At 46.1% G+C, this 23402-nt stretch carries 16 protein-coding genes and 1 pseudogene; 12 read left to right on the top strand and 5 right to left on the bottom strand.

The genetic code is table 11. The features are described 5' to 3' along the window. Positions 1-6 precede the first annotated feature (6 nt). The 3 genes from QUA47_RS18320 to QUA47_RS18330 all read left to right on the top strand — a co-directional run bounded on the left by QUA47_RS18320 (position 7) and on the right by QUA47_RS18330 (position 3182). Positions 7-1104 carry a type IV pilus twitching motility protein PilT gene (locus QUA47_RS18320; RefSeq protein WP_190745295.1) on the top strand — a complete coding sequence of 366 codons (1098 nt, stop codon included), beginning with the start codon at positions 7-9 and terminating at the stop codon, positions 1102-1104. Between the two features lie 94 nt (positions 1105-1198). Beyond that, positions 1199-2326 (top strand): type II secretion system F family protein, encoded by a 1128-nt coding sequence (locus tag QUA47_RS18325; protein ID WP_333431759.1) that lies wholly within the window; start codon positions 1199-1201, stop codon positions 2324-2326. A gap of 241 nt (positions 2327-2567) precedes the next feature. Next, on the top strand, positions 2568-3182 hold the full coding sequence (locus tag QUA47_RS18330) for a hypothetical protein (RefSeq protein WP_190660379.1): 615 nt from the start codon (positions 2568-2570) through the stop codon (positions 3180-3182). 359 nt (positions 3183-3541) lie between these two features. On the opposite strand, the pseudogene QUA47_RS18335 reads toward QUA47_RS18330, so the two are convergent. After that, positions 3542-3848: pseudogene (locus QUA47_RS18335) on the bottom strand (saccharopine dehydrogenase-like oxidoreductase); the annotation flags it as partial. Between the two features lie 254 nt (positions 3849-4102). Beyond that, positions 4103-6586, bottom strand: a complete 2484-nt coding sequence (locus QUA47_RS18340; RefSeq protein ID WP_333431760.1) for an NACHT domain-containing NTPase — start codon at positions 6584-6586, stop codon at positions 4103-4105. A gap of 236 nt (positions 6587-6822) precedes the next feature. Between QUA47_RS18340 and QUA47_RS18345 the strand changes: the two genes are divergently transcribed. The 4 genes from QUA47_RS18345 (at position 6823) to QUA47_RS18360 (ending at position 11015) form a co-directional block, all read left to right on the top strand. Further along, positions 6823-7476, top strand: a complete 654-nt coding sequence (locus QUA47_RS18345; protein WP_333431761.1) for a hypothetical protein — start codon at positions 6823-6825, stop codon at positions 7474-7476. 243 nt (positions 7477-7719) lie between these two features. Continuing rightward, positions 7720-9378, top strand: a complete 1659-nt coding sequence (locus QUA47_RS18350) for an ABC transporter substrate-binding protein (protein WP_333431762.1) — start codon at positions 7720-7722, stop codon at positions 9376-9378. Positions 9379-9443: 65 nt separating this feature from the next. Beyond that, on the top strand, positions 9444-9995 hold the full coding sequence (locus QUA47_RS18355; protein WP_333431763.1) for an AAA family ATPase: 552 nt from the start codon (positions 9444-9446) through the stop codon (positions 9993-9995). Positions 9996-10004: 9 nt separating this feature from the next. Then, positions 10005-11015, top strand: coding sequence for an ABC transporter permease (locus QUA47_RS18360; RefSeq protein WP_333431764.1), 1011 nt, complete (start codon positions 10005-10007; stop codon positions 11013-11015). An 11-nt stretch (positions 11016-11026) separates the two neighbouring features. Here QUA47_RS18360 and QUA47_RS18365 read toward each other — a convergent pair whose 3' ends face one another. Beyond that, on the bottom strand, positions 11027-11437 hold the full coding sequence (locus tag QUA47_RS18365) for a hypothetical protein (protein WP_333431765.1): 411 nt from the start codon (positions 11435-11437) through the stop codon (positions 11027-11029). A 570-nt stretch (positions 11438-12007) separates the two neighbouring features. On the opposite strand from QUA47_RS18365, the gene QUA47_RS18370 reads away from it, so the two are divergent. The 4 genes from QUA47_RS18370 to QUA47_RS18385 all read left to right on the top strand — a co-directional run bounded on the left by QUA47_RS18370 (position 12008) and on the right by QUA47_RS18385 (position 18678). Next, a complete protein-coding gene (locus QUA47_RS18370; protein ID WP_333431766.1) occupies positions 12008-13876 on the top strand; it encodes an efflux RND transporter periplasmic adaptor subunit in 1869 nt (622 codons plus the stop codon). Between the two features lie 142 nt (positions 13877-14018). Further along, positions 14019-15236: an ABC transporter permease gene (locus QUA47_RS18375; protein ID WP_333215453.1), complete on the top strand. Its 1218-nt coding sequence runs from the start codon at positions 14019-14021 to the stop codon at positions 15234-15236. 165 nt (positions 15237-15401) lie between these two features. Next, positions 15402-16622 (top strand): ABC transporter permease, encoded by a 1221-nt coding sequence (locus tag QUA47_RS18380; RefSeq protein ID WP_333431767.1) that lies wholly within the window; start codon positions 15402-15404, stop codon positions 16620-16622. A gap of 325 nt (positions 16623-16947) precedes the next feature. Then, the gene (locus tag QUA47_RS18385) at positions 16948-18678 is read left to right on the top strand and encodes a chemotaxis protein CheB (protein WP_333431768.1); all 1731 of its coding nucleotides are present in this window, start codon (positions 16948-16950) and stop codon (positions 18676-18678) included. 187 nt (positions 18679-18865) lie between these two features. Here the strand turns inward: QUA47_RS18385 and QUA47_RS18390 are convergent, their stop codons facing one another. Continuing rightward, complete coding sequence (locus QUA47_RS18390) at positions 18866-21847, bottom strand: glycerol-3-phosphate acyltransferase (RefSeq protein WP_333431769.1); 2982 nt, start codon at positions 21845-21847, stop codon at positions 18866-18868. A gap of 208 nt (positions 21848-22055) precedes the next feature. Here QUA47_RS18390 and psb35 point away from each other — a divergent pair, with 208 nt between their 5' ends. Beyond that, a complete protein-coding gene (gene psb35, locus QUA47_RS18395; protein WP_199292739.1) occupies positions 22056-22268 on the top strand; it encodes a photosystem II assembly protein Psb35 in 213 nt (70 codons plus the stop codon). A gap of 410 nt (positions 22269-22678) precedes the next feature. Here the strand turns inward: psb35 and QUA47_RS18400 are convergent. Beyond that, on the bottom strand, positions 22679-23402 hold a 724-nt coding region (locus tag QUA47_RS18400), incomplete at its 5' end, for a transposase (RefSeq protein WP_333431770.1).

Genomic DNA, 23402 nt, shown 5'->3' on the forward strand with positions numbered 1-23402 from the left:
GTATCTATGGGTCTGATGATTGAAGACGTACTGGAGTCCCTGGTAGAGCAAGGGGGTTCGGACATACACATCCAAGCGGGCGCGCCTATATTCTTCCGAGTCAGCGGTAAACTAACTCCTCAGACGCAATACGGCGACATTCTTTCTGCTGAGGAAGTGCAGATCCTAATTTTCCAAATGCTCAACAATATGCAGCGCAAGCAGTTGGAAATGGAGTGGGAACTCGACTGCGCTTACGGGGTTCGGGGATTGGCTCGGTTCCGCGTCAATGTCTACCGGGAGCGGGGTGCTTGGGCTGCTTGTATGCGGGCTCTGGCTTCTAAGATTCCTAATGCAGATGCTTTAGGCGTGCCGCAAATTTTGCGGGATCTGACGGAAAGACCCAGGGGTATGCTGTTGGTGACGGGACAAACGGGTTCCGGGAAGACTACTACGATGGCGGCTTTGTTGGATCTGGTCAACCGGACGCGGGCGGAACACATTCTCACAGTTGAAGATCCGATCGAATACGTGTTTCCTAATATCAAAAGTTTGTTTCACCAGCGCCAAAAGGGCGAAGATACTAAGAGCTTTGCTAATGCGCTGAAAGCAGCTTTGCGCGAAGATCCTGATGTAATTCTGGTGGGGGAAATGCGGGACTTGGAAACCATCGGTCTGGCAATTTCGGCTGCAGAAACGGGTCACATGGTGATGGGAACGCTGCACACTAATTCGGCGGCTGCCACGATCGATCGGATTTTGGACGTGTTCCCGCCCATTCAACAACCCCAGGTTCGCGCCCAGGTGTCTAACTCTTTGGTGGGAATTTGCAGCCAAAATTTGGTAATAAAAGTTGGGGGCGGCCGCTGCTGCGCTATGGAAATCATGGTGAATACTCCAGCTATGGCGAACTTGATCCGGGAGGGCAAAACTCCCATGATTTACTCCCAAATCCAAATGGGGGCGAAATTGGGCATGAGGACGATGGAAATGGCCCTCGCTGAACTTTACAAGAGCGGTAAAGTCACTTGGGAATCGGCAATGGCCAAGGCTTCTAAGGCTGACGAACTCGAACGCTTGATCGGCCCGGCACCTGTTGGTGGCGCCAAGGTAGGAGCTCATTAATTCAGTCAGCAGTCATTAGTCAGGAGTCTGCCGACTGAATTAATGACTGATGACTGATGAGTCATTAATTTTAATAAATTTTCAGAGGTGAGCTGTGGCTACCAACGTTATCCGCCAAAAACCGAAAGGTGGCTTTGATTTCAGTAAAATTCAGGAGCAAATCGAGTATAACCTTACCAGTCTTACTGTTAAGGATATGGCTATTTTTGCTCGTCAGTTTGCAGCTATGTTTAATGCAGGGGTGGCGATCGTTAGATGCCTTTCTGTGCTGCACGAGCAGTGTTCTAATGCTAAACTGAAGCGAGCCCTCAGGAGCATGAATGCTGACGTGCAGGAGGGGATAAACTTGGCAGAGGCGATGGCTAAGTTTCCTGATGTTTTTGACCAACTGTTTATCAGTATGGTGGCCGCGGGAGAAGTCGGGGGGGTGCTAGATGAAACCCTAGACCGTCTGGCGGTGATGATGGAAAAAAATCACAAGACGGAGGCTGAAATTAATTCGGCAATGTCTTATCCCAAGACTGTGTTCTTTATTGCGATCGTAATTTTTTTCGCAATGACCATATTTTTGCTACCAACTTTCGCTAAAATCTTTAAGGATATTGGTGCAGATTTGCCGGCTTTTACGGTGTTTATGTTGGCAATTAGTGCATTTTGTACAGCTTGGCCTCCCATCCAACAGATAACAGTTATTGGGGTAATTATAGCGCTCAAAATTGCATTCGATCTGTACTACAAAACTCCCATAGGTCACCTACAAATTGATAGGATTGCGATGAAGTTGCCGGTTTTTGGAGATTTGATCGAAAAATCGGCTGTGGCTCGCTTTTGCGTGATATTTGGGTCGCTGACGCGATCGGGCGTGCCGATTCTCAATTCTTTGGAAATTGTGCGAGATGTGGCGGGGAATCAGGCGATATCTAATGCGATCGAATATGCGAGACAGGAAATTCAAAGCGGCGGCATGATCAGTATTGCTTTGCAAGAACAAGCTGTTTTTCCGTCTTTGGCCATCCAAATGATGGCTATTGGCGAGGAGACAGGGGAACTTGACAAGATGCTGATGAAAGTTGGCGCTTTCTACGAAACGGAAGTTGAAGAAGCAGTAAAAGGACTTACCAGTATGCTAGAACCTCTGATGATTGTGGTCGTCGGTGGTATCGTAGGTTCGATTTTGCTATCGATGTATCTGCCGATGTTCGCAGTGTTCCAGAAGCTGTAAAAAAGGGGTAATTAGTTATTAGTTATTAGTTAGTAGCAATTAACGCATGACCAATGACTATTCCAATCGTTCCCAGGCAGAGCCTGGGAATGCCTTTGGAGGAGGCACAGCCTCGATTTAAAGGAGAAAATAATTGGGAGGCTCAGCCTCCAAATCTTAATTACCAGGGTCTTCCTGGTAACGAGAAGCGATCGCTCAGGAATTAGCAGCAATTAGTAATTACTTATTCTTTTGTTTGAAAATGTCTGTTAAACAATCACATTACGAGGCTTTACTAGCAGAGTACAGCGAATCTTCCGCCGCGATCGCCCTGCTGAAAAAATATCGGGTTTACATGGAAATGATTCCCAGTATCCGCCGCGCCCATGATAGTTTAATTACCATTCCTTTGCCAATTGCGCGCTTGCGAGACGGAGTTTCTTATGCGGGAAGGGGCGGCACTAGCATATCGCCCGGACAGGCGGTTTGTTTGCCCTGCGATTTGGCCATTTTGATGTGCGATCCTGAATGGAAAGTTAAAATTGGAGTGGAAATTTTGATTTTCATTCATCGTCCGGGCGAAGAGTTTTCTGAGTTGCTCGGCCGCTGGCGACAGTCTCAGGTTTGGCTGGATAAAGGTTACGAATGGGTGATGCCGTACCGCTACAGCCATATTTACAGCGATGAAGCTGAGGCTGTTCATCCGCTATTTGTTTTGTTTGACGAAACGCCGGAACTGATTCAACGGGGTTTGATGGCTGCTGGTTTGCCGTTTGTGGTGGAAAGTTTCGACTCTGAGATTGAGGAAGTAGAGGAGGAAGAGTTTCTGGGTAGCGGGGAACTGGGAAGTATTGGTGAAGAGAGTTTTGATTTGTAGGGTGGGTGCGATCGCATATAGCCATCCTATTGCTTGATGTAAAGTAGATTTTTTTCAACGAACCGTAGAGGGCGCTCTTGGCGCAGAGAAAGAAAAAAGAGAGAAATATTGATGTTTGCGAATCCCGAATCGGGTTGTTATATGCAGATATTCAAAGATATTTTTGGTGTGAAAAGGAATGTTTATGCTCCACAGGTAGAGCGTATTTCAAAGAATCGAATTAATCGATCGCTTTGCCATTTGTGACCCGCCCAAAAACGGATACAAGCCCCCGACGTGGTGGAGAGATTAAAATTTTAGACTCTTGTTCAAGCTCCCAAATTCATCTGTGGAGTAAATCTAAAATCTAAAATCTAAAATCGAATGACCCCTCTAGCTGGGCCGCAAACGTTGGCTTTCATGCTGGTTGGGTAGCCTAAAGTAAAGGTGTGAGTTGAGATTTTGCCCTCGAATGAATGTGCGATCGGTATTGGGGAGGTTGGTACTGAGGGTTTTTTTGGAATTTCGGGTATCGACGATGCCGCCGACTGTGACTCGCTCGCGATCGCAAATCCCCCCCAATTCCAACATGATATCATCGGCGTGTTCCATATTTTATAGCTTCAATAAACCGTCGGTGCTATCTAACAGTGCTTCCACTTCTGCATCAGTCATTGCTTGGGCTTTTGCTACGTCATTCACGGGGCTTTCTTGAGAGCGGACAATTTTTTACGCTCTGTCAATAGGGGACAAGTGAAGAATATATTTAGATTGTGTTTGGTTTTAATATAGCCAGGGCTTACGCAAAAATCACATATGATCGCGCCAATAAGATCAGACCAAAGAGATACCTAGGGAAGGACATTTGAGTTGTTAAACTAAATAGTTAAATTTTCTCGGTTCACAACTATTGGTCACTAATACCCGCAAAATATAGCACTTCAGTTGTTGTTATTCATGTTTTGAATCTCAGCTATTGGTAACAACAACGTCTCCTTAATTTCCTCACGCACTTCATGACTCACAGCAACAAAACCACTATTGAAACATTCCATCAGAAATAGATGAGCTTCGTGATACTGAGCCAACACCTCATATTGCTCAGAATTAAACTGCCAATCATTACCTATATTACAGTGCTCAATTATCGCAAGCTTTAAGTCCTCGAACCAGACTTGACCGTGTTCATCCCACCATTCCATTACTCGTTCTAATTCTTCATCTTTCCATTCTTGATTAATGCGGTTCTTATTTTCAGATGGTAGTCTCTTATTGAGTTGACTTAGTGTTGCCTTTAATCCTTTGGTGTCAGGATAAATACAGCAATCAATTACAAAATTTATGTCTGTGGAAATATGGAAATTTAGGGAATAATCTTCTTGAGTTTTATAATGTCCTTCCCCGTAATTAGGAGTAGCTAAATATCGAGTATCAAAAAGGATACGAGGCAGAGTACAATAAATCTCTAGAACAGGAGCAAGCTTACGATCTTGTGGATTGAGATCGGCATTTCTAAAGTATGCAAGCTCATGCTTAAAACACATGTCAATGGAATGAGACAGAGCATAAGCATCATCAGGAGTCGGAAAAAAATAGCCACCACAGTCCAACTCACTAAACAAAGCATCATCAATTAACAGGGCTATTTCAAAATAAAATGTTCTAACAGCATACAGTTTGTGACTTACAGAAATTGCACTTGATTTCTGGCTAACCCAGTTTAATAACTTCTGCAAGTGCATATCTTCGGCTATGAGAGCATCAATTTCTGGTTTTATTAACTGTAAGAGTTTATCGGCACTTGGCAACTGTTCAGCCACAAGTAAAAAGACCTCCCGCCAACCTGAATCAAGAATGTGACTTGCCAAACTCTCCAAAGCTGATGTTTCCGAATTTTTAACAATTTCTATAGCCGTGAAATACTCTTGAAATGTCAAATGAGAAAAAGAGTATATTTTCTGCGCCCGTTCCACTAATAATCCATGCTGCGCCTCAATTGATTTTAGCACCGCTTCACTATCTAGCTGCAAAGCCTCCGGGTCGTTTTGAGCATCGGGCAGATTGCGGATGTAATCAGAAATATACTGCTCTAGTTGTTTCTGTTTAAAGAAATAGTCTCCCTGCTGAAATGTCGTTAGAGCAATTTGACTGAGTAAATCTTTCTTGTGCTGCAATGAGAGATTTTTATAAACCTGCTCTCGCTCAATCTTTCGCGTTTCATCCCATCTTCTCAGCAGGATATCCACTCCTTCTTCATAAAGTTCTGAGCGTAAGCCGGTAAATTTGGCTGATTCTTCAAACACCAAACATAACAGCGTCAGCAGTAACGGATTTGTTGCTAGTTCTCGAATCCGGTCATTTGCCCTAAGCTGTTGAATAAATTCCTCTGATTTCGCTGATTCCTTAGCTTGAAACCATTTTCGGGCAAAGGTGACTATCTGCTTGCCATCAAAATCTGCGACTTCAACCTCTGTAAACTTCTCAAAAGTATAATCTTTTGCTGCAATCCGACAAGTCATTACAAAGTGATTAGTGCGAAATTTGTCAGATAAATAAAGAAATTGCTTGATGACATGGCGGTTATGCTCAACTTTTACTTCATCTAAACCATCGAGTAAAACCAGTGTCTTACCGTGCTTCCACAGCACAGCTATTTGTTCAGCAGAGACATCACAATCAGAAAATATCTGGGTAATGTATTCCAGTAAACTAGGTTTTCCTTCTGTTTCTGCAAACTGTTTGAGCGTGATAAAAATAGGAACGCGATGAGCTTGAAAGTTACCTTGATTGCACTGGATGGCTAAATGTTTTAAAAATGTGGTTTTTCCTGACCCTGGCTTACCCAGCACCATCAATTTTGAGTATTTCTCAACCGCTTTTAGTCCTGGTATTCGTTTATCAGTTACTCGGCCAAGTCCAAAGCGATCGAAGTTTTCCGGGTTACAGTCTTGCAACAGTTCATCTATTTCGCGCCGCCGATGACTGGTAATTTTTTCCAGAATATTGACGTTTGTGTAGAGGTCACTTACGTCAATGGGTTGTGGCATGGTGAGCGATCGCATTGTACCGCATTGGTATTGAATCATCTCGCTGCAATTCTGGCGCACCTCTTGCACCAAGTCATTTAACTCATTTTCTGACAGATTAGAAGTTGGAGAGTCCGAAGCCTTGCATTTACGATATTCAGCAGTCAGAAAATTGAGCAAGCGACCATATTTACCTGGGCCTTTACCGTTGATACTGAACTTTTTGTAAACGTGGCTCATGCGAGTGGTAAGCGCACTGTTGGTGATATGGAGTTTGGTTGCTATCTCCAATTCTGTCTTGTTACTGCTACTAAACCAGATTACAAAAGCATCCTCTTGTTCTGGCGAAAGCGCATACTTACGAGCCATCTCAATTAAAAAGTCACGCGGCATTGACATTGACTAACCTCTCTATTACCTGACAACGAATTCAGTATCTTCTATCTAGCCTTAAATCACAGTTAGGGCTGCTCTTATATTACTTATTCTGCAGCAAAAATGCTATTCAATAGCAGGCTGAAACTGAAGATTGTAGATATGTCAGCCTAAGTCAGTCTAAGTCAGCCTCAACGTGAGAGATATCTCCAAAGCTAAATTGCGAAATTGAATTTAGCAATTTTTGGGAGATTCTTATCATGAAAAGAACCAGGGCTAATGGACGGTTTGACTACCAAGATGAAAATGGCATTCTGCTACCAGCAGTTACCACAATACTTAAGGCTACACAGCCGATTGAATCTGTAGCTGCTCTTTCTAATTGGCGCAATAAAGTAGGGAACGCAGAAGCAAATCGCATTGCTGTAACCAGCCGTCGCCGGGGAGAACTATTGCATCAGTGGGTTAAGGATTATTTGCAAGGGTTATCTCCCACTGCTTCCAGCCTGATTCAGCCCTATTGTTATAGCGTTCAGCCTGTACTGGAGAAACTTAGCGATGTCCAGTTGGTGGAGACAGTTGTGCCAAATTATGTGGAAGGATACGCCGGGAAAGTTGATTTAGTTGCCCGTTATCAAGGTGTTCCATGCACTATTGAGTGGACGACTGCTGAAGAACCTAAACTGCGAGTAGAAAAACTCTACGACAAGCCTTTACAGTTAGTTGCTTATGGTGGGGCAATTAATCGATGCTATGGTGAAAGTCTGTTTGGTAATAAAATTGTTAATGCTTTGATTGTTGTGGCTCTTCCCGATCAAGATGCGGAAATATTTGTGTTGGAACGCGAACAATTGCTGGAATACTGGCAGAAGTGGTTGAAACGGCTAAAGTTTTTTGGAGAAAAAGCTGCTTGATAGGTTCAGAAATAGTTAGGATAGAACTGGAGTTGGCCAGTTCTATCCCTAACTATGTTTAGGGTCTTGTTTTTGGGCGGATGGTGTGGCTTAGCCGCGAGTGCTTGTGACAGTTGCGTAAGTCCTGATAGAATTTATTAAATTAACCGCAGAGAGCGCAGAATTCGCAGAGGGAAGAGCCGGGGAGAATTACCATTTTATTATTACATGAGTGCAGTTTGCTAGTAAACGGGAGCTATTGAGATGAAATTGTTAAAATCCTGGCGTTTAGTTTTATTAGGTCTAGTTTTTGGGATGGCTGTAATTTTATCAAATTGCGGCACTCCTTCAAACACGGTTAGCAATAATTCTCCAACTCCGACAACTCCTGCTGCGGTTCCGGCTGGGGCTTTAGTTTACGGTGCGGGCGGGCCGCCGGTCAATCTGGAACCGGGAAATATTACTGATGGCAATTCGGTGGTTGTTATCGACCAAATTTACAATCGCTTGACTGATTTCAAACCGGGAACTGTGGAACTTGAACCGAGTCTGGCTACTGAATGGTCAAGTTCTAAAGATGGTAAAACTTGGACTTTTAAGTTGCGTTCCGGGGTAAAGTTTCACGACGGCACGGATTTTGATGCGGAAGCTGTTAAGTTTAATGTAGAGCGCTGGTGGGATGCCAAAAATCCTAACGGTTTTCGAGAAGCGGGCAAGAATTATCCGATTTGGAAAGATCTTTTTGGCGGGTTTAAGGGAGAAAAAGATTCTTTAGTAAAAGATGTGGCAGTTGTTGATAAGTCTACAATTAAATTTGTTTTGAATCGACCTTTTGCTGCTTTTCCCTCGGCGATAGGTTCCGCTTATTTCGGGATGGCGAGTCCGGCGGCGGTGAAAAAAGCGGGTGCTAAGTACGGCACTCCGGGGTCGCTGGCGGTGGGTACGGGGCCTTTTGTGTTTAAGGAATGGCGATCGGGCGATCGCATTGTTTTGGAGAAAAATCCGAATTATTGGAAAACTGGCACGCCCAAAGTCAATCAACTGGTAATTCGTTTTGTTGACGATCCGGCGGCGAGACTGGCTCAATTGCGAGCAGGACAACTTGATTTTACTGTGGATTTAACGCCGGATCAACTGCAAGAAGTTCAGGGAGATCCTAATTTAGAAGCTGTTGTGCGACCTTCTTTTAATGTCGGTTATTTAGGGTTAAATCCGAGTTACGAACCTTTGTCAAAACCGGAAGTCAGGCGGGCGATCGCCCAAACAATTAACAAGCCAGCAATAGTCAAAGCTTTCTGGGGAGAACTCGGAAAACATGATTCGCAATTTATCCCGCCTGCGCTGAATTGGGCGGCGTCTGATAAAGTTAAAGATTATGAATTTAACCCGCAGCAAGCTAAAGCAATGCTCGCGAAAGCCGGTTATCCGAACGGTTTTGATTTGGATTTGTGGTATATGCCCGTCAGCCGTCCCTATTTTCCCACACCGAAGCCGATTGCTGAGGCTTTTGCGGCGGATTTGAGCGCGATCGGGATTCGGGTAAAATTGCTGACAAAGGATTGGTCTGCTTATTTAGCCGATCGGGTAAAACCTCCCGGATTTCAAGCTTTTATGATGGGTTGGATTGGAGATTACGGCGATCCAGACAATTTTTATTATCCTCACTTCGGGCCTGGTTCCACGGGGGATTTGGGAAATTGGAAAAATCCGAAAGTTCTGGAACTTTTGGATCGGGGGAGGGCCAGTGGCGATAAAGCAGCTAGGGCGAAAATTTATGCGGAAGTTAGCGAGATTTTGCACGAGGAAGCTGTGCGTTTGCCGATCGTACATTCGCAGCCGCTTTTAGGGAAACGCAAGAATATTCAAGGTTGGATTCCGAGTCCTTTGGGGTCGGAGTCTTTTGAGGAAGTGAGCAAAAATTGAGAGTTTAGATCGAGACACCTCTCCTCGGTTCTCATACTTAACATGAATTTACCTTAACAAACAGTATGGACAGCAATCCGCAACTTGCAAATCATCAGCCACAAATTATTTTGATTACCGGGAACATGGCTGCCGGAAAATCAAGTGTGGCCCAATCACTTGCCGAACGGTTGCCCAAAAGTGTCCACCTTCGCGGCGATATCTTTCGTCGCATGATTGTGAATGGACAGGCGGAAATGGCGTTAAATTTGTCAGCAGAGGCATATCAGCAGCTTCAACTGCGGTATCACCTGGCAGCAATGGCAGCGCGACACTATCTCCAGGCTGGTTTTACGGTCGTTTATCAAGACATCATCATTGGTTCGGCACTGGCTGAGGTACTTGCCACTTTCCACGATGTGCCCTTGTCGGCGATCGTTCTGTGTCCGAAGGCAGAAGTTGTAGCGGCACGGGATGCAGCAAGATCGAAGACCGGATATGCCAACGAAACAATGGTTTATGCCTTCGATCGCATTCTCCGTACCGAAACTCCTCGCCTTGGCTACTGGCTGGATTCAACCAATCTAACGGTAGAAGAAACGGTCGATCGGATTTTGGCAAATTTGCAAGGTGAATGAGCTCAACTGATGTTTCAATATATTGTTAAACGTTTGCTGGGACTATTGCCCGTCCTTTTCGGAATCACTCTGCTAGTATTTACTTTTTTGCATTTAATACCGGGAGACCCAGCTACAGTGCTTTTGGGAGAACGAGGAACTCCCGAACAAGTGGAAGTTTTGAGAGCAAGGTTGGGTCTGAATCAGCCTTTACCTTTGCAATATTTGGCTTTTTTAGGGAGTTTGCTGCGCTTGGATTTGGGAAATAGTATTATTAGCGGTATTCCCATAATTGATGAAATTACAAGTCGTTGGCCTGCAACTTTTGAACTGTCTGTGGTGGCGATGTTGGTGGCACTTGTTATCGGTATTCCGGCGGGGATTTTGGCTGCTGTTCGGAAAAATAGCTGGCTGGACAATCTCGCGATGAGCGGTTCGTTAATTGGCGTATCTTTGCCGGTGTATTGGTTGGGATTGATGTTGATTTATTTGTTTGCTGTTTATTTGAAATGGCTGCCTCCTAGCGGGCGGATTAGTGTAGATTTGGGGTTTGGTTTTAAGTCGATTACGGGTGTTTATATTTTGGATTCTTTGCTGAGGTGGGATTTGGTTGCTTTGCGAGATGCGATCGCCCATTTAATCCTGCCAGCTTTGACTTTAGGAACTATTCCCCTGGCTATTATAGCTCGCATCACTCGTTCTGCGATGCTGGAAGTGCTTTCTCAAGATTACATCCGCACTGCGAGGGCTAAGGGATTGCCGGAATATTGGGTGATTTTGAAACACGCTTTGAAAAATGCCTTTTTGCCGATCGTCACAACTATCGGTTTGCAGTTCGGCACTCTTTTAGGCGGCGCTATTCTGACTGAAACGATTTTCTCCTGGCCGGGAATTGGTTCTTGGATTTACACGGGTATTCTGACGCGGGATTACCCAATTGTCCAAGGAGGAGTAATTTTTGTGGCTGTAACTTTTGTACTGATTAATCTGGCGGTTGATATTTCCTATGCTTTTTTCGATCCGAGAATTCAGTACCGTTAATGAAAAGGAAATTAGACACGAAATGCTTGTTTAACATCCGGCTGCTGCAGGTAGTAAATGCTAGCCACGGCAAAACCCACAGTTAAAAAATTGACTGCTGTACCGCCGCTGCCAAACATTTTGACAATTTGCGCGAGGGTGGCGATGATATGGACAATTAACGTTCCTGTCCAAGCCCAATTTTTGAGGTGAAACAAACCCCAAGTTAAGAGTAAGGAGAGGAAGCCTAAAATAAAACTGAGCGCCGCAAAAATTGCAATGAAGCTGCCTATTACAGTGCCAACCTTCGCCCCGCCTACAGCCGCACCGAGACCGCCAAAAATGCCGGCAAAAAGTAAGATGAACAAGCCGTCAAGCAGACTGAAAATGCCGCTAATTAGCTGCAAGATTGCCAAAACTGTAACGCTTTGATGACGATTCATTGTTTTGATTTTCCATTTTTAACGGATTTGAAAAATATTTTAACCTGTTGTGGGCACAGGGCGGAAATGTATTCAGGATTTACGCACCGCTACCCGTGGAACGGGGTTTCTGCGGGGATTCTTCGCGGACAAACCTGTTATTTCTAGCAGAAGCCTGGTTTATGAGAGTAAGCATCTTAATATTGTGCCATGAGGAGCTTAGCACTGGCAGAGCTCGCTGCGATCGCTAACACGAGTCTGCAATGACCTACTGTAGTCGATCGCCCGTTGGCAGATCCGCCTTTGTTGCGGGTGAGAAGCGCACGGCTAGCTCCCAAAAATAATATTATCTGCTAAAATATATTTTTATTTGCCACCAGTCGGCAGCGATTCAGTTTGGGCCCACCTCTTTAGGCTGAAAAAACTTAACATTATTTAATAATTTGCAACGATTAGCTATAATTGCTTACAGGTGCTGGTTGGGGAACTTTTTTAAATTCACCCGATCGGATGAGTCTGAAAGACGATGCCGAGCATCAGAAAAAATTTTACCTTTAAAGGTAATCCTGAGATTAAATTAGGTGAGTCGGTATGATCGTTAGCCCCAAAAAGGAAACTGCTCAGGTCAAGGTGGAAGATACTCAGACTGTAGACACCAAGGCAGCAGAGACCAAAATTGCAGATAACAAAACCGCCCAAAAGCAGTCTCCGAAGAAACCCGCGCGCAAACCGCAGCGGTGGGCGATTGGGTTGGTTGCAGCCGGGTTGCTAGCTGTACCGACCACTATATATATAGCAAAAAGTCGATCGCAGCCGAAAGTAGATGCGATCGCCAGTATGACAGTGCCGGTGGAAGCGCAAAACCTCACGGTGCGGATCACGTCGAGCGGCACGGTGCAGCCCGTACAGCGCGTGAATCTCAGCCCCAAAGGCTCCGGCAGGATCGCAGAATTATTTGTCGAACAGGGCGATAAAGTGGAAGCAGGACAAATCGTGGCCCGCATGGAAAGCCGCGATGTAGAAGCTCAACTGGCTCAAGCTAAAGCCCGCGAAGCCAGCGTGCGAGCCAAACTCGCCCAAATCGAAGCCGGAAATAGATCGGAAGACATCGCCAGCGCCCGAGCGCGCTTAGATCAAGCCGAGGCCAGTCTCGCGCAAGCCCAAGCCGGCAGCCGCGTTGAAGAAGTTGCAGGAGCCAGAGCCCGCTTGCAGCAAACTCAGGCTGGATTGCAGCGACTGCGAGCTGGCAGCCGCGTTGAAGAAGTCAGCCAAGCGCGAGCTCGTTTAGCACAAGCTCAAGCTCGTTTAGCAGATACTCAAACCGGCAGTGTCAAACAAGAAATTGCCCAAGCACAAACGCAAATTGAATCGAGTAAAGCCCAAGCAGAACTAACCGCTCAACGGGTAGAACGCAATCGACCGCTAGTAGAAGAAGGTGCTCTTGCTAAAGATAAACTGGATGAACTGATCAAAGAAAATCGCACGGCCCAAGCTAAATTAATAGAATCCCAAAGACGCCTGCAACAACTGCAAGAAAGTCGGGAGTCGCAAATTCAGCAACTGCAAGCTGCTGTCCAAGTCGAGCAGCAAGCATTGAAGCAATTGCAAAACGGCACGCGATCCGAAGAAATTGCCCAAGCAGAAGCAGAAGTTGCCGAAGCAAAAAGCAAATTAGCGCAAGTAGAAAACGGCAACCGTCCAGAAGAAATCGCCAAAGCCGAAGCAGCAGTTGCTGAAGCAAAAAGCGAATTGGCGGCACAAGAAAACGGTTCTCGCCCGGAAGAAATAGCTCAAGCTCAAGCTGAATTAGCCGAAGTTCAAGCTCAAGTCCGCTTTCAAGAAGTGCAGTTAGAAGATACGAAAGTTCGCGCTCCTTTTGCTGGAGTCATTACCCAAAGATACGCGATTCAAGGAGCTTTTGTAACTCCCGCCACTTCGGCATCGGAAGCTACTTCGGCAACTTCGACATCGATTGTCGCTCTAGCTAGAGATGTGGAGGTTTTGGCGAAAGTCCCGGAGGCAGATATCAGTCAAATTAAAGCGGGTCAAGAAGTTGAAATAGTGGCTGACGCTTATCCAGATAAAGTGTTTAAAGGCCGCGTTAAGTTAATTGCGCCGGAAGCAGTTAAGGAACGGGACGTGACGCTATTTCAAGTGCGCGTAGCGATCGATACGGGCAAGGATTTCTTGCAATCGGGAATGAATGTAGATTTGAGATTTGTCGGCCAAAAGCTGAGCAATGCTTTAGTTGTGCCGACGGTGGCAATTGTGACTAATAAAGGTCAAACGGGTGTGCTGGTTCCTGATGAGAAACAACAGCCGAAGTTTAAGCCTGTTACCGTTGGCTCGACTATTGGCAACAAAATTCAGATTTTAGAGGGTGCAAAAGCGGGCGATCGCGTTTTTACCGAACTTCCTCAAGGTAAAAAGCTGGAGGATATTATCAAGAATCAGAAATAGGGCCTGGGGCAGAGGGCAGAAGGCATTACCAATTGTGAATTGCAAATTAGTTGTTTGTTATTTGTTATTTTATGATTGCTCCTTTTTCCCTGTTCCCTGTTCCTTCTTCCTTCTTCCTTCTTCCTTCTTCCTTCTAAAAATTATGGATATTGTTGAAAGCGTCAAAATGGCCGTCACAACTTTGATGGCAAACAAGCTTCGCAGCACCTTGACGATGTTAGGAATTATCATAGGTAATGCTTCTGTCATTTCGATGATCGGTATTGGGGAAGGAGCTCAAACATTTATCGAGGGACAAGTTAACTCTCTGGGTTCAAACTTGCTATTTATTATTCCCGGAAGTCCTGAAGCCCAAAGCCGCCCGGTGATTCCGCCCCAGACTTTAGTAGTGGAAGATGCAGAGGCGATCGCATCTCAAGTTCCTTCTGTCCAAGAAGTCGCACCAACTCTCAATGATAGTCAACTCGTTACTTACCGCAATAAAAACGTTTCATCTTCCATTGTCGGAACTACCCCAGAATTTCTGACAGTCAGAAGCTTTGATGTCGGTCAAGGTCGATTTTTAAGCAAATTAGATTTAGAAAGACAAGAAAATGTGGTTGCTTTAGGATCGGAAGCAGCCGAACAATTATTTGGCAATACCCAGCCAGTTGGTCAATACATTCGCATCAAAAATTCTAGCTTTCAAGTGATTGGAGTCATGCAGGCAAAAGGTTCCAGCTTTGGCGACAATCAAGATATGAACGTTTATTTGCCGCTGACAACAATGGCAAACCGGATCGTAGGTCGCTCGTCTCCCTACGGTACAAAAGTAACATTTATTTCGGTTGCGATCAAAGATGAAACTATGATGCAAGCGGCCCAATTTCAAATAGAAAATCTGCTCAGATTGCGTCATAAAATCACTAAAGAAGATGATTTTACGGTCCGAAATCAGAAAGAGTTAATGAAAACTTTGGGCAACATTACTGGTGGTTTGACGTTGATGTTGGCTTTCGTGGCGGCAATTTCGCTGTTTGTCGGCGGCATCGGGATTATGAATATCATGCTGGTTTCTGTTACCGAACGCACGAAGGAAATTGGGCTGAGAAAGGCGATCGGAGCATCTCAGCAGGATATCCTGATTCAGTTTATGATCGAGTCTGTGATTTTGTCAGCAGCAGGCGGGGCGATCGGCACTGGATTCGGTATCGGCGGCGTGCTTTTAGTCGCTGCTTTTACTCCCCTGCAAGCTAGTGTTTCCCCCGTGGCGATCGCACTTGCAGTCGGTGTTTCCGGCAGCATCGGCTTATTCTTCGGCATCGTACCTGCAAAACAAGCTGCTAAATTAGACCCGATTGTGGCTTTGAGAAGTGCTTAATCAGTTTGTTGACGGTTGACGGTTGACGGTTGACTGTAGTAATTCATTATTAAGTGTGTCATGGTTTGCTGTGCGTCGCAATCCCAATCCCCTGGGATTTTGACGCACAGCAAACCATGACATTGGCCTGTTTTTCTTCTTCCTTCTTGTTCATTTAAAGAAAATATGAATTTTATTGAAAGCGTCAAAATGGCAGGTCAAACACTGCTAGCAAACAAAACTCGCAGCAGTTTAACAATGATCGGCATGATTGTCGGCAACGCCTCAGTAATTGCCATGATTGGAATTGGAGAAGGAGCTCAAAAATTTGTAGCAGGACAAGTTCAATCGCTGGGTACAAATGTATTAATCGTGAGGCCTGGAGTTCCCAACGCGAGGCGAAGTTCTCTCACAAATGTGCCTCAAACTCTCGTACTGCCAGATGCAAAGGCGATCGCAACTCAAGTCCCCTCCGTTCAAGGCGTGTCAGCGGAACTTAACAGTTCCGAAATAGTTCGCTACAGCAACAAAAATGTTTCGGCTCTAATTTTTGGCACGATTCCAGAATTTCTAGAAGTCAGAAGCTTTGAAATGGCAAAAGGCCGGTTTTTGACCGAACTTGATGTTAAGCAAAGTAACCAAGTTGTGGTTCTCGGTTCAGAATTAGCGGAGAAACTTTTTGGCAATACAAATCCCTTGGGCGAACAGGTGCGTATCCAAAATGTCAGTCTCAAAGTAATTGGAGTATTGGCGCCCAAAGGCACATCTTTTGGCACGAACTTTGACAATTCCGCCGCTGTGCCGATCGCCACAATGGCCAATCGCATAGTCGGGCGCAAATCTCCCTACGGTTTGGCTGTCACATCAATATTTATTTCAATTAAAGATGAATCGCAAATGGACGCGGCGCAATTTCAGGTGGAAAACCTGCTGAGATTGCGGCACAAAATTACTACCGAAGATGATTTTAGTGTTAGAAACCAGAAAGATTTAATGGCAAGAATGGGGGCAATTTCCGGCGCTTTGACTCTGATGTTAACTGCTGTTGCCAGCATTTCCCTATTAGTCGGCGGCATTGGGATTATGAACATTATGCTTGTGTCCGTTAGCGAACGCACTCAGGAAATCGGGCTCAGAAAGGCGATCGGCGCATCCCAACAAGATATCTTGTTTCAATTTATTGTAGAAGCTGTAATTTTGTCGGCTGCCGGAGGGATAGTCGGTACTTGCGTAGGTGTCGGCGGTATCTTGCTTGTAGGTAATTTCACGCCCTTGCAAGCTAGTATTTCGCCGGTGGCGATCGTCCTTGCTGTCAGTGTATCCGGTGCAGTTGGCCTCTTTTTCGGCGTTGTCCCCGCCCGCCAAGCCGCCAAACTAGACCCGATCGCAGCCTTGAGAAGTGCTTAATCAATATATACTTACTGAGTTACACAATCCCCACCTTTTATGAAGGTAAAAATTATATAGCTCTACATAAAAAAAATTTTTTTTTGTAAAATTTTAACTAAGTTGCAGTATTGGAGGCAGTTTTAAGGACTGTATTTTTACGCACATTTAGATTGCCAAACTTCATAAAAAGCCCATTAAATATTAAAGATTCAATAAAGCGGGGTTGTGGTGTTTACTTCCGCGCCAGAAAGTTTAATAATATTAAGCTAGGGGTAAACACACTTAAGCATCTATAGAGTTTACGAAAGCTTTGCGATTTAATCAAAATATCCAATAAATAAACATGGCATCCCTCCCCCCAACTCCTAACTTTGACTATTTCCAAGGAACTACCGAACCAGACAGATTTAACGCCTTGGATGGCAACGACATCATTTATGCCAACAGCGGAGACGACTATCTCGAAGGCGATGTCGGCAAAGACAAAATCTGCGGCGACCCAGGCAACGATACGATTCTTGGCGGTGCGGACAATGACATCCTCTGGGGAGGCAAAGGCACCGACCTAATTGGTGGCGATTCCGGGAACGACATCATCTACGCGGGCGCAGGCAGCGATACCATGAGCGGCGGCACAGGCGATGATATATTTGCCATTCCTAAAGGCAGCGGCGGCCCAACTGTAGCCACAGCCGACTACATCGCCGACTTCGGCAACGGCAATGACAAAATTCGCTTGGTAGACGGCCTCACCTTTGAAGATTTAAACATCCAGCAAGGCACCGGAGTCAACAGCAACAGCACCGTAATTCAAGACAAACTCACGGGCGAGTATTTAGCAGTCTTGCAAGGAGTCAACAGCGCCACAATCAACCGCGACCAATTCACAAATCAGCTATCGGCAAACCCTGTCATTGAGTGGAACGGAGTCATGCTGAATGCAGTGCGGACAGCCAGCACCGCGCCTCCCCTCGCCTCCCGCAACATGGCAATGGTTCACGCAGCCATTTACGATGCTGTTAATTCCATCAGCAAAAAATACAGCCCTTACCTGGTGGAAATAGACCCACCAGCAGGCACATCAGCAGAAGCTGCCACCGCCGCAGCCGCCCACCGCGTCTTAGTCAGCGTCTACCCAGCGCAAGCAGCCACATTCAACGAAGTATACGCATCGTCTTTAGCCAAAATTACCGACGGCAAAGCCAAACAAGACGGGATTGCCCTGGGACAGCAAGTTGCCGACCAAATTATCAGTTCGCGGAGTACAGACGGCATCACGAAAGTAGTGCAGTACACGCCCAAAACCGACCTTGGCAGTTGGGTGCCGACTCCCCCTGCCCTTGCCGCAGGGCTGGCGCCACAGTGGGCAGAAGTTACTCCCTTTGCGATGACTAGCGGTTCTCAGTTCCGCCCGGACGGCCCGCCCGCCCTTGACAGCGCCCAGTACGCAGAGGAACTTAACTACGTCCAAGAAATCGGCAAAAGTGACAGCCTCACGCGCACCCCAGACCAAACTGCGATCGCCAAATTCTGGGCCAACGGCGCTGGGACGTTTACGCCTCCGGGCCACTGGAACCAAATCGCCGAAGAAACAGCGACTCTCACTGGTCAATCCTTAGAAGATAGCGCCCGCTTGTTCGCCCTGCTGAATATTGCTCTGGCCGATGCAGCTATTAGCTGCTGGGATGCCAAGTACCAGTACAATTTATGGCGCCCGGTGACAGCTATCCGCCAAGCTGACACGGACAACAACCCCGACACGACGGCCGACCCCCTGTGGACTCCGTTGCTAACTACTCCGCCGTTCCCTGAGTACACGTCGGGCCACAGCACCTTTAGCGGTGCTGCTGATCCTGTTATGAGTTCTGTATTTGGTTCGGATTACGGCTTTGGAGATCGGGGAGACAGGACTGTCAACACTTTGCGAACCTTTGAAAACTTCAGCGAAGCGGCCGATGAATCGGGCATGAGTCGCATTTACGGAGGCATTCATTTCATGAGTGCTAACGTAGATGGTTTGAGTGCGGGTAGAAATGTGGGGAACTATGTTGTCCAGAATTTCTTAAAGGCTTAGGAAAGTCGGGGCGGGTTTACGAGATTATTGGTTTGAGCTTACATCTTTCACCATTTTCAAGAACGGGCAAGATGCCCGTTCCACAAAACTCAATTTTCTTGTGGAATGGGCATCTTGCCCGTTCCGCAAGATGCCTGTTTTACAAGAAATCAACTCTTTGTGGAACAGGCATCTTGCCTGTTGCTAATTATTCCAGCAGTTCTACAGTGCCGAGATACCCGTCTACTCGGACTTTTTGACCGTCTCGCAAGCGAGTGGTCGCTTCAGAAATATTCATGACTGCGGGAATTTTGTACTCGCGAGCGATTATTGCTCCGTGAGATAGTTGGCCGCCAACTTCGGCGATAATTGCTGTTGCTCCTAATAGCAGCGGTGCCCAACCTGCATCGGTGTAAGGAACTACTGCGATCGCATTTTCTCCTAAATCTGTGCTCGCGGTGCGGCAAATCTTGACAAAGCCTTCGACACGACCGATACTCGCGGGGATTCCCTGGATGATATTAGTTGCGGATGTGGCAAGTTCGATCGCCCTTTTCTGAGAATTAGGCAGCAAATTGCCGTAGACGACAGGGGGAATCGGACGATCGCGATCGGCTAAGAGGCGATCGCGCCTTTCCCTAATTGTATCCTTAAACGAAACACTCGCCCCGCTGCGAATCCACTGCTGAATTTCCCCAAATTCCAGATAAAAAATATCCCCGCTTTCCTGAAACACCTGCATTGCCAATCCGCAAGCTTCTATCTCCAAAAAAGTCCAGCGTAGATGAGCCAACAACCGCGCGTAAATTTCGCTAATTTCGTTTTTGACGAGCGCTCTTTCCTGACATTTATCTAGTCGCCACTTCTGCCCAAAACTCAAGCCTAATTTCCGCTTTTCGAGTAAATTAATTTGGGCTTTTTGAGCCATACTTATTAGCAGTTTTTGGTAAACTTCCGGTTGTTCTCGCCAAGTAGGAACAGCGATATCCGTTCCCACTTCGCTCAAATATCCGTAAATATCAAGCCACTTTTCAAAGTCTGCTTGTAAAGCCGGAGTTTCAGAAAATGTCTGTGCTAAATGTGCGACTGAAACAGTTTCGCCAGACTGCGAAACAGCAGCTTGTCGCAATTTCTGAGCCAACTGCTGCAAAGCTCGCACAGAAGCAATTTCAGGAGCGCTATCATTAGCCAGCCAGTCATCATTAACGCGAAAAATTGCCTTGCGAATAGCCAGCCCGATCGGCCCTAATATATTGTAGTAAGTAATCGGTTTCAGCCACTCCTGAATTTGCTCGGCTTTCTCCAACAATTCCGACAAATATTGATACTCGGGCATTGGGCATTGGGCATTGGGCATTAATATTTCTTCTTCGCTCGAACCTCTTCCTTCTTCCTTCTTCCCTCTTCCTTCTTCCTTCTCCAGACTTTGCAGTGCGGGGAGGAAAATAGAAGTGCGATCGCCCTTAAATTCTGCATTCAGCGCCCTCTCCCGCTCCACCAGACGCCACAAACCAGGCAAAGAAGGCAAAATCTTCCCCAAAGGCGGCTTGCCCATTTTTTGCCCTCTCAGCAAAAATTCCAAACCCTGCTCCGGCAATCCCATCATCCGAAAAATTTCGCCCAACAAAGTCGCATTAAAATAGGCGTGAGAACCCAGCAAAGTTGCCGTTTCATTAAAGTTTAAGCCGATCGCGCGATCGCCCAAAACCACCTGAAAAATCTCTCCCCAAACCCCGCAAGTAAGCGGTCGATTAATCGACCAAGTTAGCGGGCGAATTGCACCGGGAATCACTTCTGCAGCAATTGTGCGCGTCCAAAAAGGCTGTAAATTTGTAATCGGCCGACTTTGCAAAATCCAAACTTTTCCCCCATCCCAACTCCACTCAATATCCTGCGGGATGCCGTGAAAAAAAGCTTCGATTGCTTGCGCTTGTTTCACCAAATTTGCTATTATCGATTTATCAAAAATAGAATTATTTTCAAATTCACTTAAACTTTCTTCTAATGATTCAGGTGTACTAAAATCTATTTCTAAATGAACCGGAGTAACTTGTCCGCCAACAACAGATTCAGCACCTCCCGGCAAAGCTTCAATAATAATCTGGGAACCGCCATCTAAAGGATTGCGGCTGAACATGACTCCCGCAATTTGGCTGTCAATGTAAGGCTGAATCAATACAGCCATTTGGGTATCGGGGAGTTGTCGCTGTCGGCGGTAAGCAACGGCTTCGGAAGTCCAATAAGACTGGCGACAGCGATTAATTGCATCGAGCAATTCTGCTTCAGTGAAAACAGCGCCAATAGTTTGATATTGTCCGGCGGCAGAACTCGTATCGCCATCTTCTCCCGCAGCAGAAGAACGCACAATCATGCGATTTTGGATTTTGGATTTGAGATTTTGGATTAAAGAATTAGGAATTGACAATTCCTCACCATTTTCTAGATGTCCGATGCCCCAGGCCCCAGGCCCCAGACCCGATTCATTCAATAATATCCAACCATTGGGTACATTGAAATTGGCTCGTTTCAGTTGAGACAATTTAGCAGCTTTATCGCCGCATATTGCAGCATCTAACGAGTCATCAAGAGAAAACAATTGTTCTGATTTAGATAAAGCCATATCATCACCCTGACTGAAATTAATTGCTGCTAACAACAAAGCTAATCCTGTTGCTGCTAAAAATTCAGGCATTGATTGTCGCCACACCCAAACCCAGATTGGGGTGCACAGACACCCGCAACGGGAAGCAAAGAGTCTCGCCCGATCGCCCTCACCCCACCACCGCTGTGCCAAAGCCCACGCCAGCAGCCCCCAAATGCCGGATGATACAGCCACCGACGGCGAAAATACCAAAAGACCCCAAACAGCGTTGGTCACGCCTCCACCTCGGGCGATCGCATATCTGCCCGCAACTAGAGGAATTAACAGGGCGATCGCGATCGCAGGTGCATCCGGGAAGCAAAATCGCCCCGCCAAAACTGGCACAATACCCCGGGCAATTTCTACCAACACCGCAGCAATTCCCGCTAATTTCCCCCCGTGAATGAAAGCTGCAGACACCCCCACATTCCCCGTGCCCAGCGCCCTCAAATCTCGGCGGCCAAACACTCGCACTGCCCATTCCGTTAGCGGTAAAGCACCCAGGCTGAAACTAGCAGTCAACAGCAATGCTATTGTCGGCAACGGCATAAAATCAGCTCTCCTATTTTCAAGCTCTAAACATTATGACGGCAATTCTGTCAATTTTTCTGTCTTCCGATATATCAACCAAACGTCCTTAGCACTTAAGATAATGTAAAAGTAGAGTAGATAAGGATTTAGCCTAATGATAGGTATCAGCTTGACCACTCCCATAGCAGTTGTGGCACCCATCCGGCGAGTAATGATTGAGCTGCTGATGCAGCAGCCAGTGCCGGAATCAAGTGTCAGCATGAGCACTCCAATATTAGTTCTTGTTGCTGGCTTTATTGCGGCAGCTACGATCGGCTCTGTCGCCTGGTATAACTCCAAGCGTCCCCCCGGTTGGGAAGCCAAAGAACGCCCTGATTTTGTACCCAAAGTTGATAAAGATGATTTGATTGCTGAGGTTTCTGATTCAAAGAAAAAATAGAACAAAGCTGTTTGAGATCAAAAAAAGCTTTGAGAGGAATAGAAATTACCCTTGCATATCTATCCGGTAGGGTGCGCCTCGGCGCGCCTTACGCTGCTATATATAAAAGCTTTGAGTGAACAGTTTTAATAGACCGAAAGCACTAATTTCAATACAGCGATCGCTCATCCCGCGCTCGCTCCCTTTATTGACCTTGATGGAAGAGATCATTAGATAGATTTAATCATAGAAATTTCGACCTTGACTATAGCTTTAGAATTCTCAGGAGATTCAGGCTCTTTTGGGAAGTGGCATTTGAGACATCTCACCACCTATTCGTAAATTTGGCTGCTAAGGCGATCGCCCCGACGATTATTTTCCCGTTTAATGTCTTGACACTCCCCGGCGTTTACGCACGGGGATTCTTTAATCTACGAGCCAATTTGCTGAGGCAGGACTTCTCCAACCACAGTAGAGATTGATTCTCCTAAAGCGTTGCTTGGCTCAAGACCAAAGGTTCCGGTATGCCCTACCGTACCCAATCCTCGACTGAGGATATTTCTAGCTGCATTAAAATCTCTATCCAAAACGCAGCCACACTTACAGGCGTGAGTCCTTGTGGATAGTGTTTTTTTGACTGTTACCCCGCAGCTAGAGCATTCTTGGCTGGTGTATTGGGAATTCACCGCAACCGTAATCTTGTCAAATACTTTACCAAAGTATTCAAGCCAAACACGGAATTGATACCAAGATGCGTCGTTAATGGACTTAGCCAGACAGTGATTCTTCACCATGTTTTTGATTCTCAAATCTTCGTAAACGACTACATCGTTGGATGAGATTACGCACCTTGCAAGTTTTATTGCATGGTCTTTACGCTGTCTACTTATTTTGAGATGGCGCTTGCCTAGAATCTGCCTAGCTTTGAGCCTGTTTTTTAAACCTCTTACTTTTCTTGATACGCGACGCCCTGAACGTTTGAGGACTTTTTCACCTTTTTTTAGAAACCTCGGGTTTTCAACCGTAGTTCCGTTGGAGTCGGTGTAATATTCATTAAACTCAGCGAGACTGTCACCAGTCCCGCTGGTCTTCAAAACCGTGCATGAGACTTTCACCTCACACGGCTCCTCAATGCTTTGGTGCTTGTTACGCATA

The sequence above is a fragment of the Microcoleus sp. MON2_D5 genome (assembly GCF_036701905.1).
Lineage (GTDB): Bacteria > Cyanobacteriota > Cyanobacteriia > Cyanobacteriales > Microcoleaceae > Microcoleus.

Excerpts from the sequence above, each read along its gene's own strand:
- QUA47_RS18320 (WP_190745295.1), top strand. The coding sequence starts at position 7 with ATGGGTCTGATGATTGAAGACGTACTGGAGTCCCTGGTAGAGCAAGGG.
- QUA47_RS18330 (WP_190660379.1), top strand. The coding sequence starts at position 2,568 with ATGTCTGTTAAACAATCACATTACGAGGCTTTACTAGCAGAGTACAGC.
- QUA47_RS18340 (WP_333431760.1), bottom strand. The coding sequence starts at position 6,586 with ATGTCAATGCCGCGTGACTTTTTAATTGAGATGGCTCGTAAGTATGCG.
- QUA47_RS18345 (WP_333431761.1), top strand. The coding sequence starts at position 6,823 with ATGAAAAGAACCAGGGCTAATGGACGGTTTGACTACCAAGATGAAAAT.
- QUA47_RS18350 (WP_333431762.1), top strand. The coding sequence starts at position 7,720 with ATGAAATTGTTAAAATCCTGGCGTTTAGTTTTATTAGGTCTAGTTTTT.
- QUA47_RS18355 (WP_333431763.1), top strand. The coding sequence starts at position 9,444 with ATGGACAGCAATCCGCAACTTGCAAATCATCAGCCACAAATTATTTTG.
- QUA47_RS18360 (WP_333431764.1), top strand. The coding sequence starts at position 10,005 with ATGTTTCAATATATTGTTAAACGTTTGCTGGGACTATTGCCCGTCCTT.
- QUA47_RS18365 (WP_333431765.1), bottom strand. The coding sequence starts at position 11,437 with ATGAATCGTCATCAAAGCGTTACAGTTTTGGCAATCTTGCAGCTAATT.
- QUA47_RS18370 (WP_333431766.1), top strand. The coding sequence starts at position 12,008 with ATGATCGTTAGCCCCAAAAAGGAAACTGCTCAGGTCAAGGTGGAAGAT.
- QUA47_RS18375 (WP_333215453.1), top strand. The coding sequence starts at position 14,019 with ATGGATATTGTTGAAAGCGTCAAAATGGCCGTCACAACTTTGATGGCA.
- QUA47_RS18380 (WP_333431767.1), top strand. The coding sequence starts at position 15,402 with ATGAATTTTATTGAAAGCGTCAAAATGGCAGGTCAAACACTGCTAGCA.
- QUA47_RS18385 (WP_333431768.1), top strand. The coding sequence starts at position 16,948 with ATGGCATCCCTCCCCCCAACTCCTAACTTTGACTATTTCCAAGGAACT.
- QUA47_RS18390 (WP_333431769.1), bottom strand. The coding sequence starts at position 21,847 with ATGCCGTTGCCGACAATAGCATTGCTGTTGACTGCTAGTTTCAGCCTG.
- psb35 (WP_199292739.1), top strand. The coding sequence starts at position 22,056 with ATGCAGCAGCCAGTGCCGGAATCAAGTGTCAGCATGAGCACTCCAATA.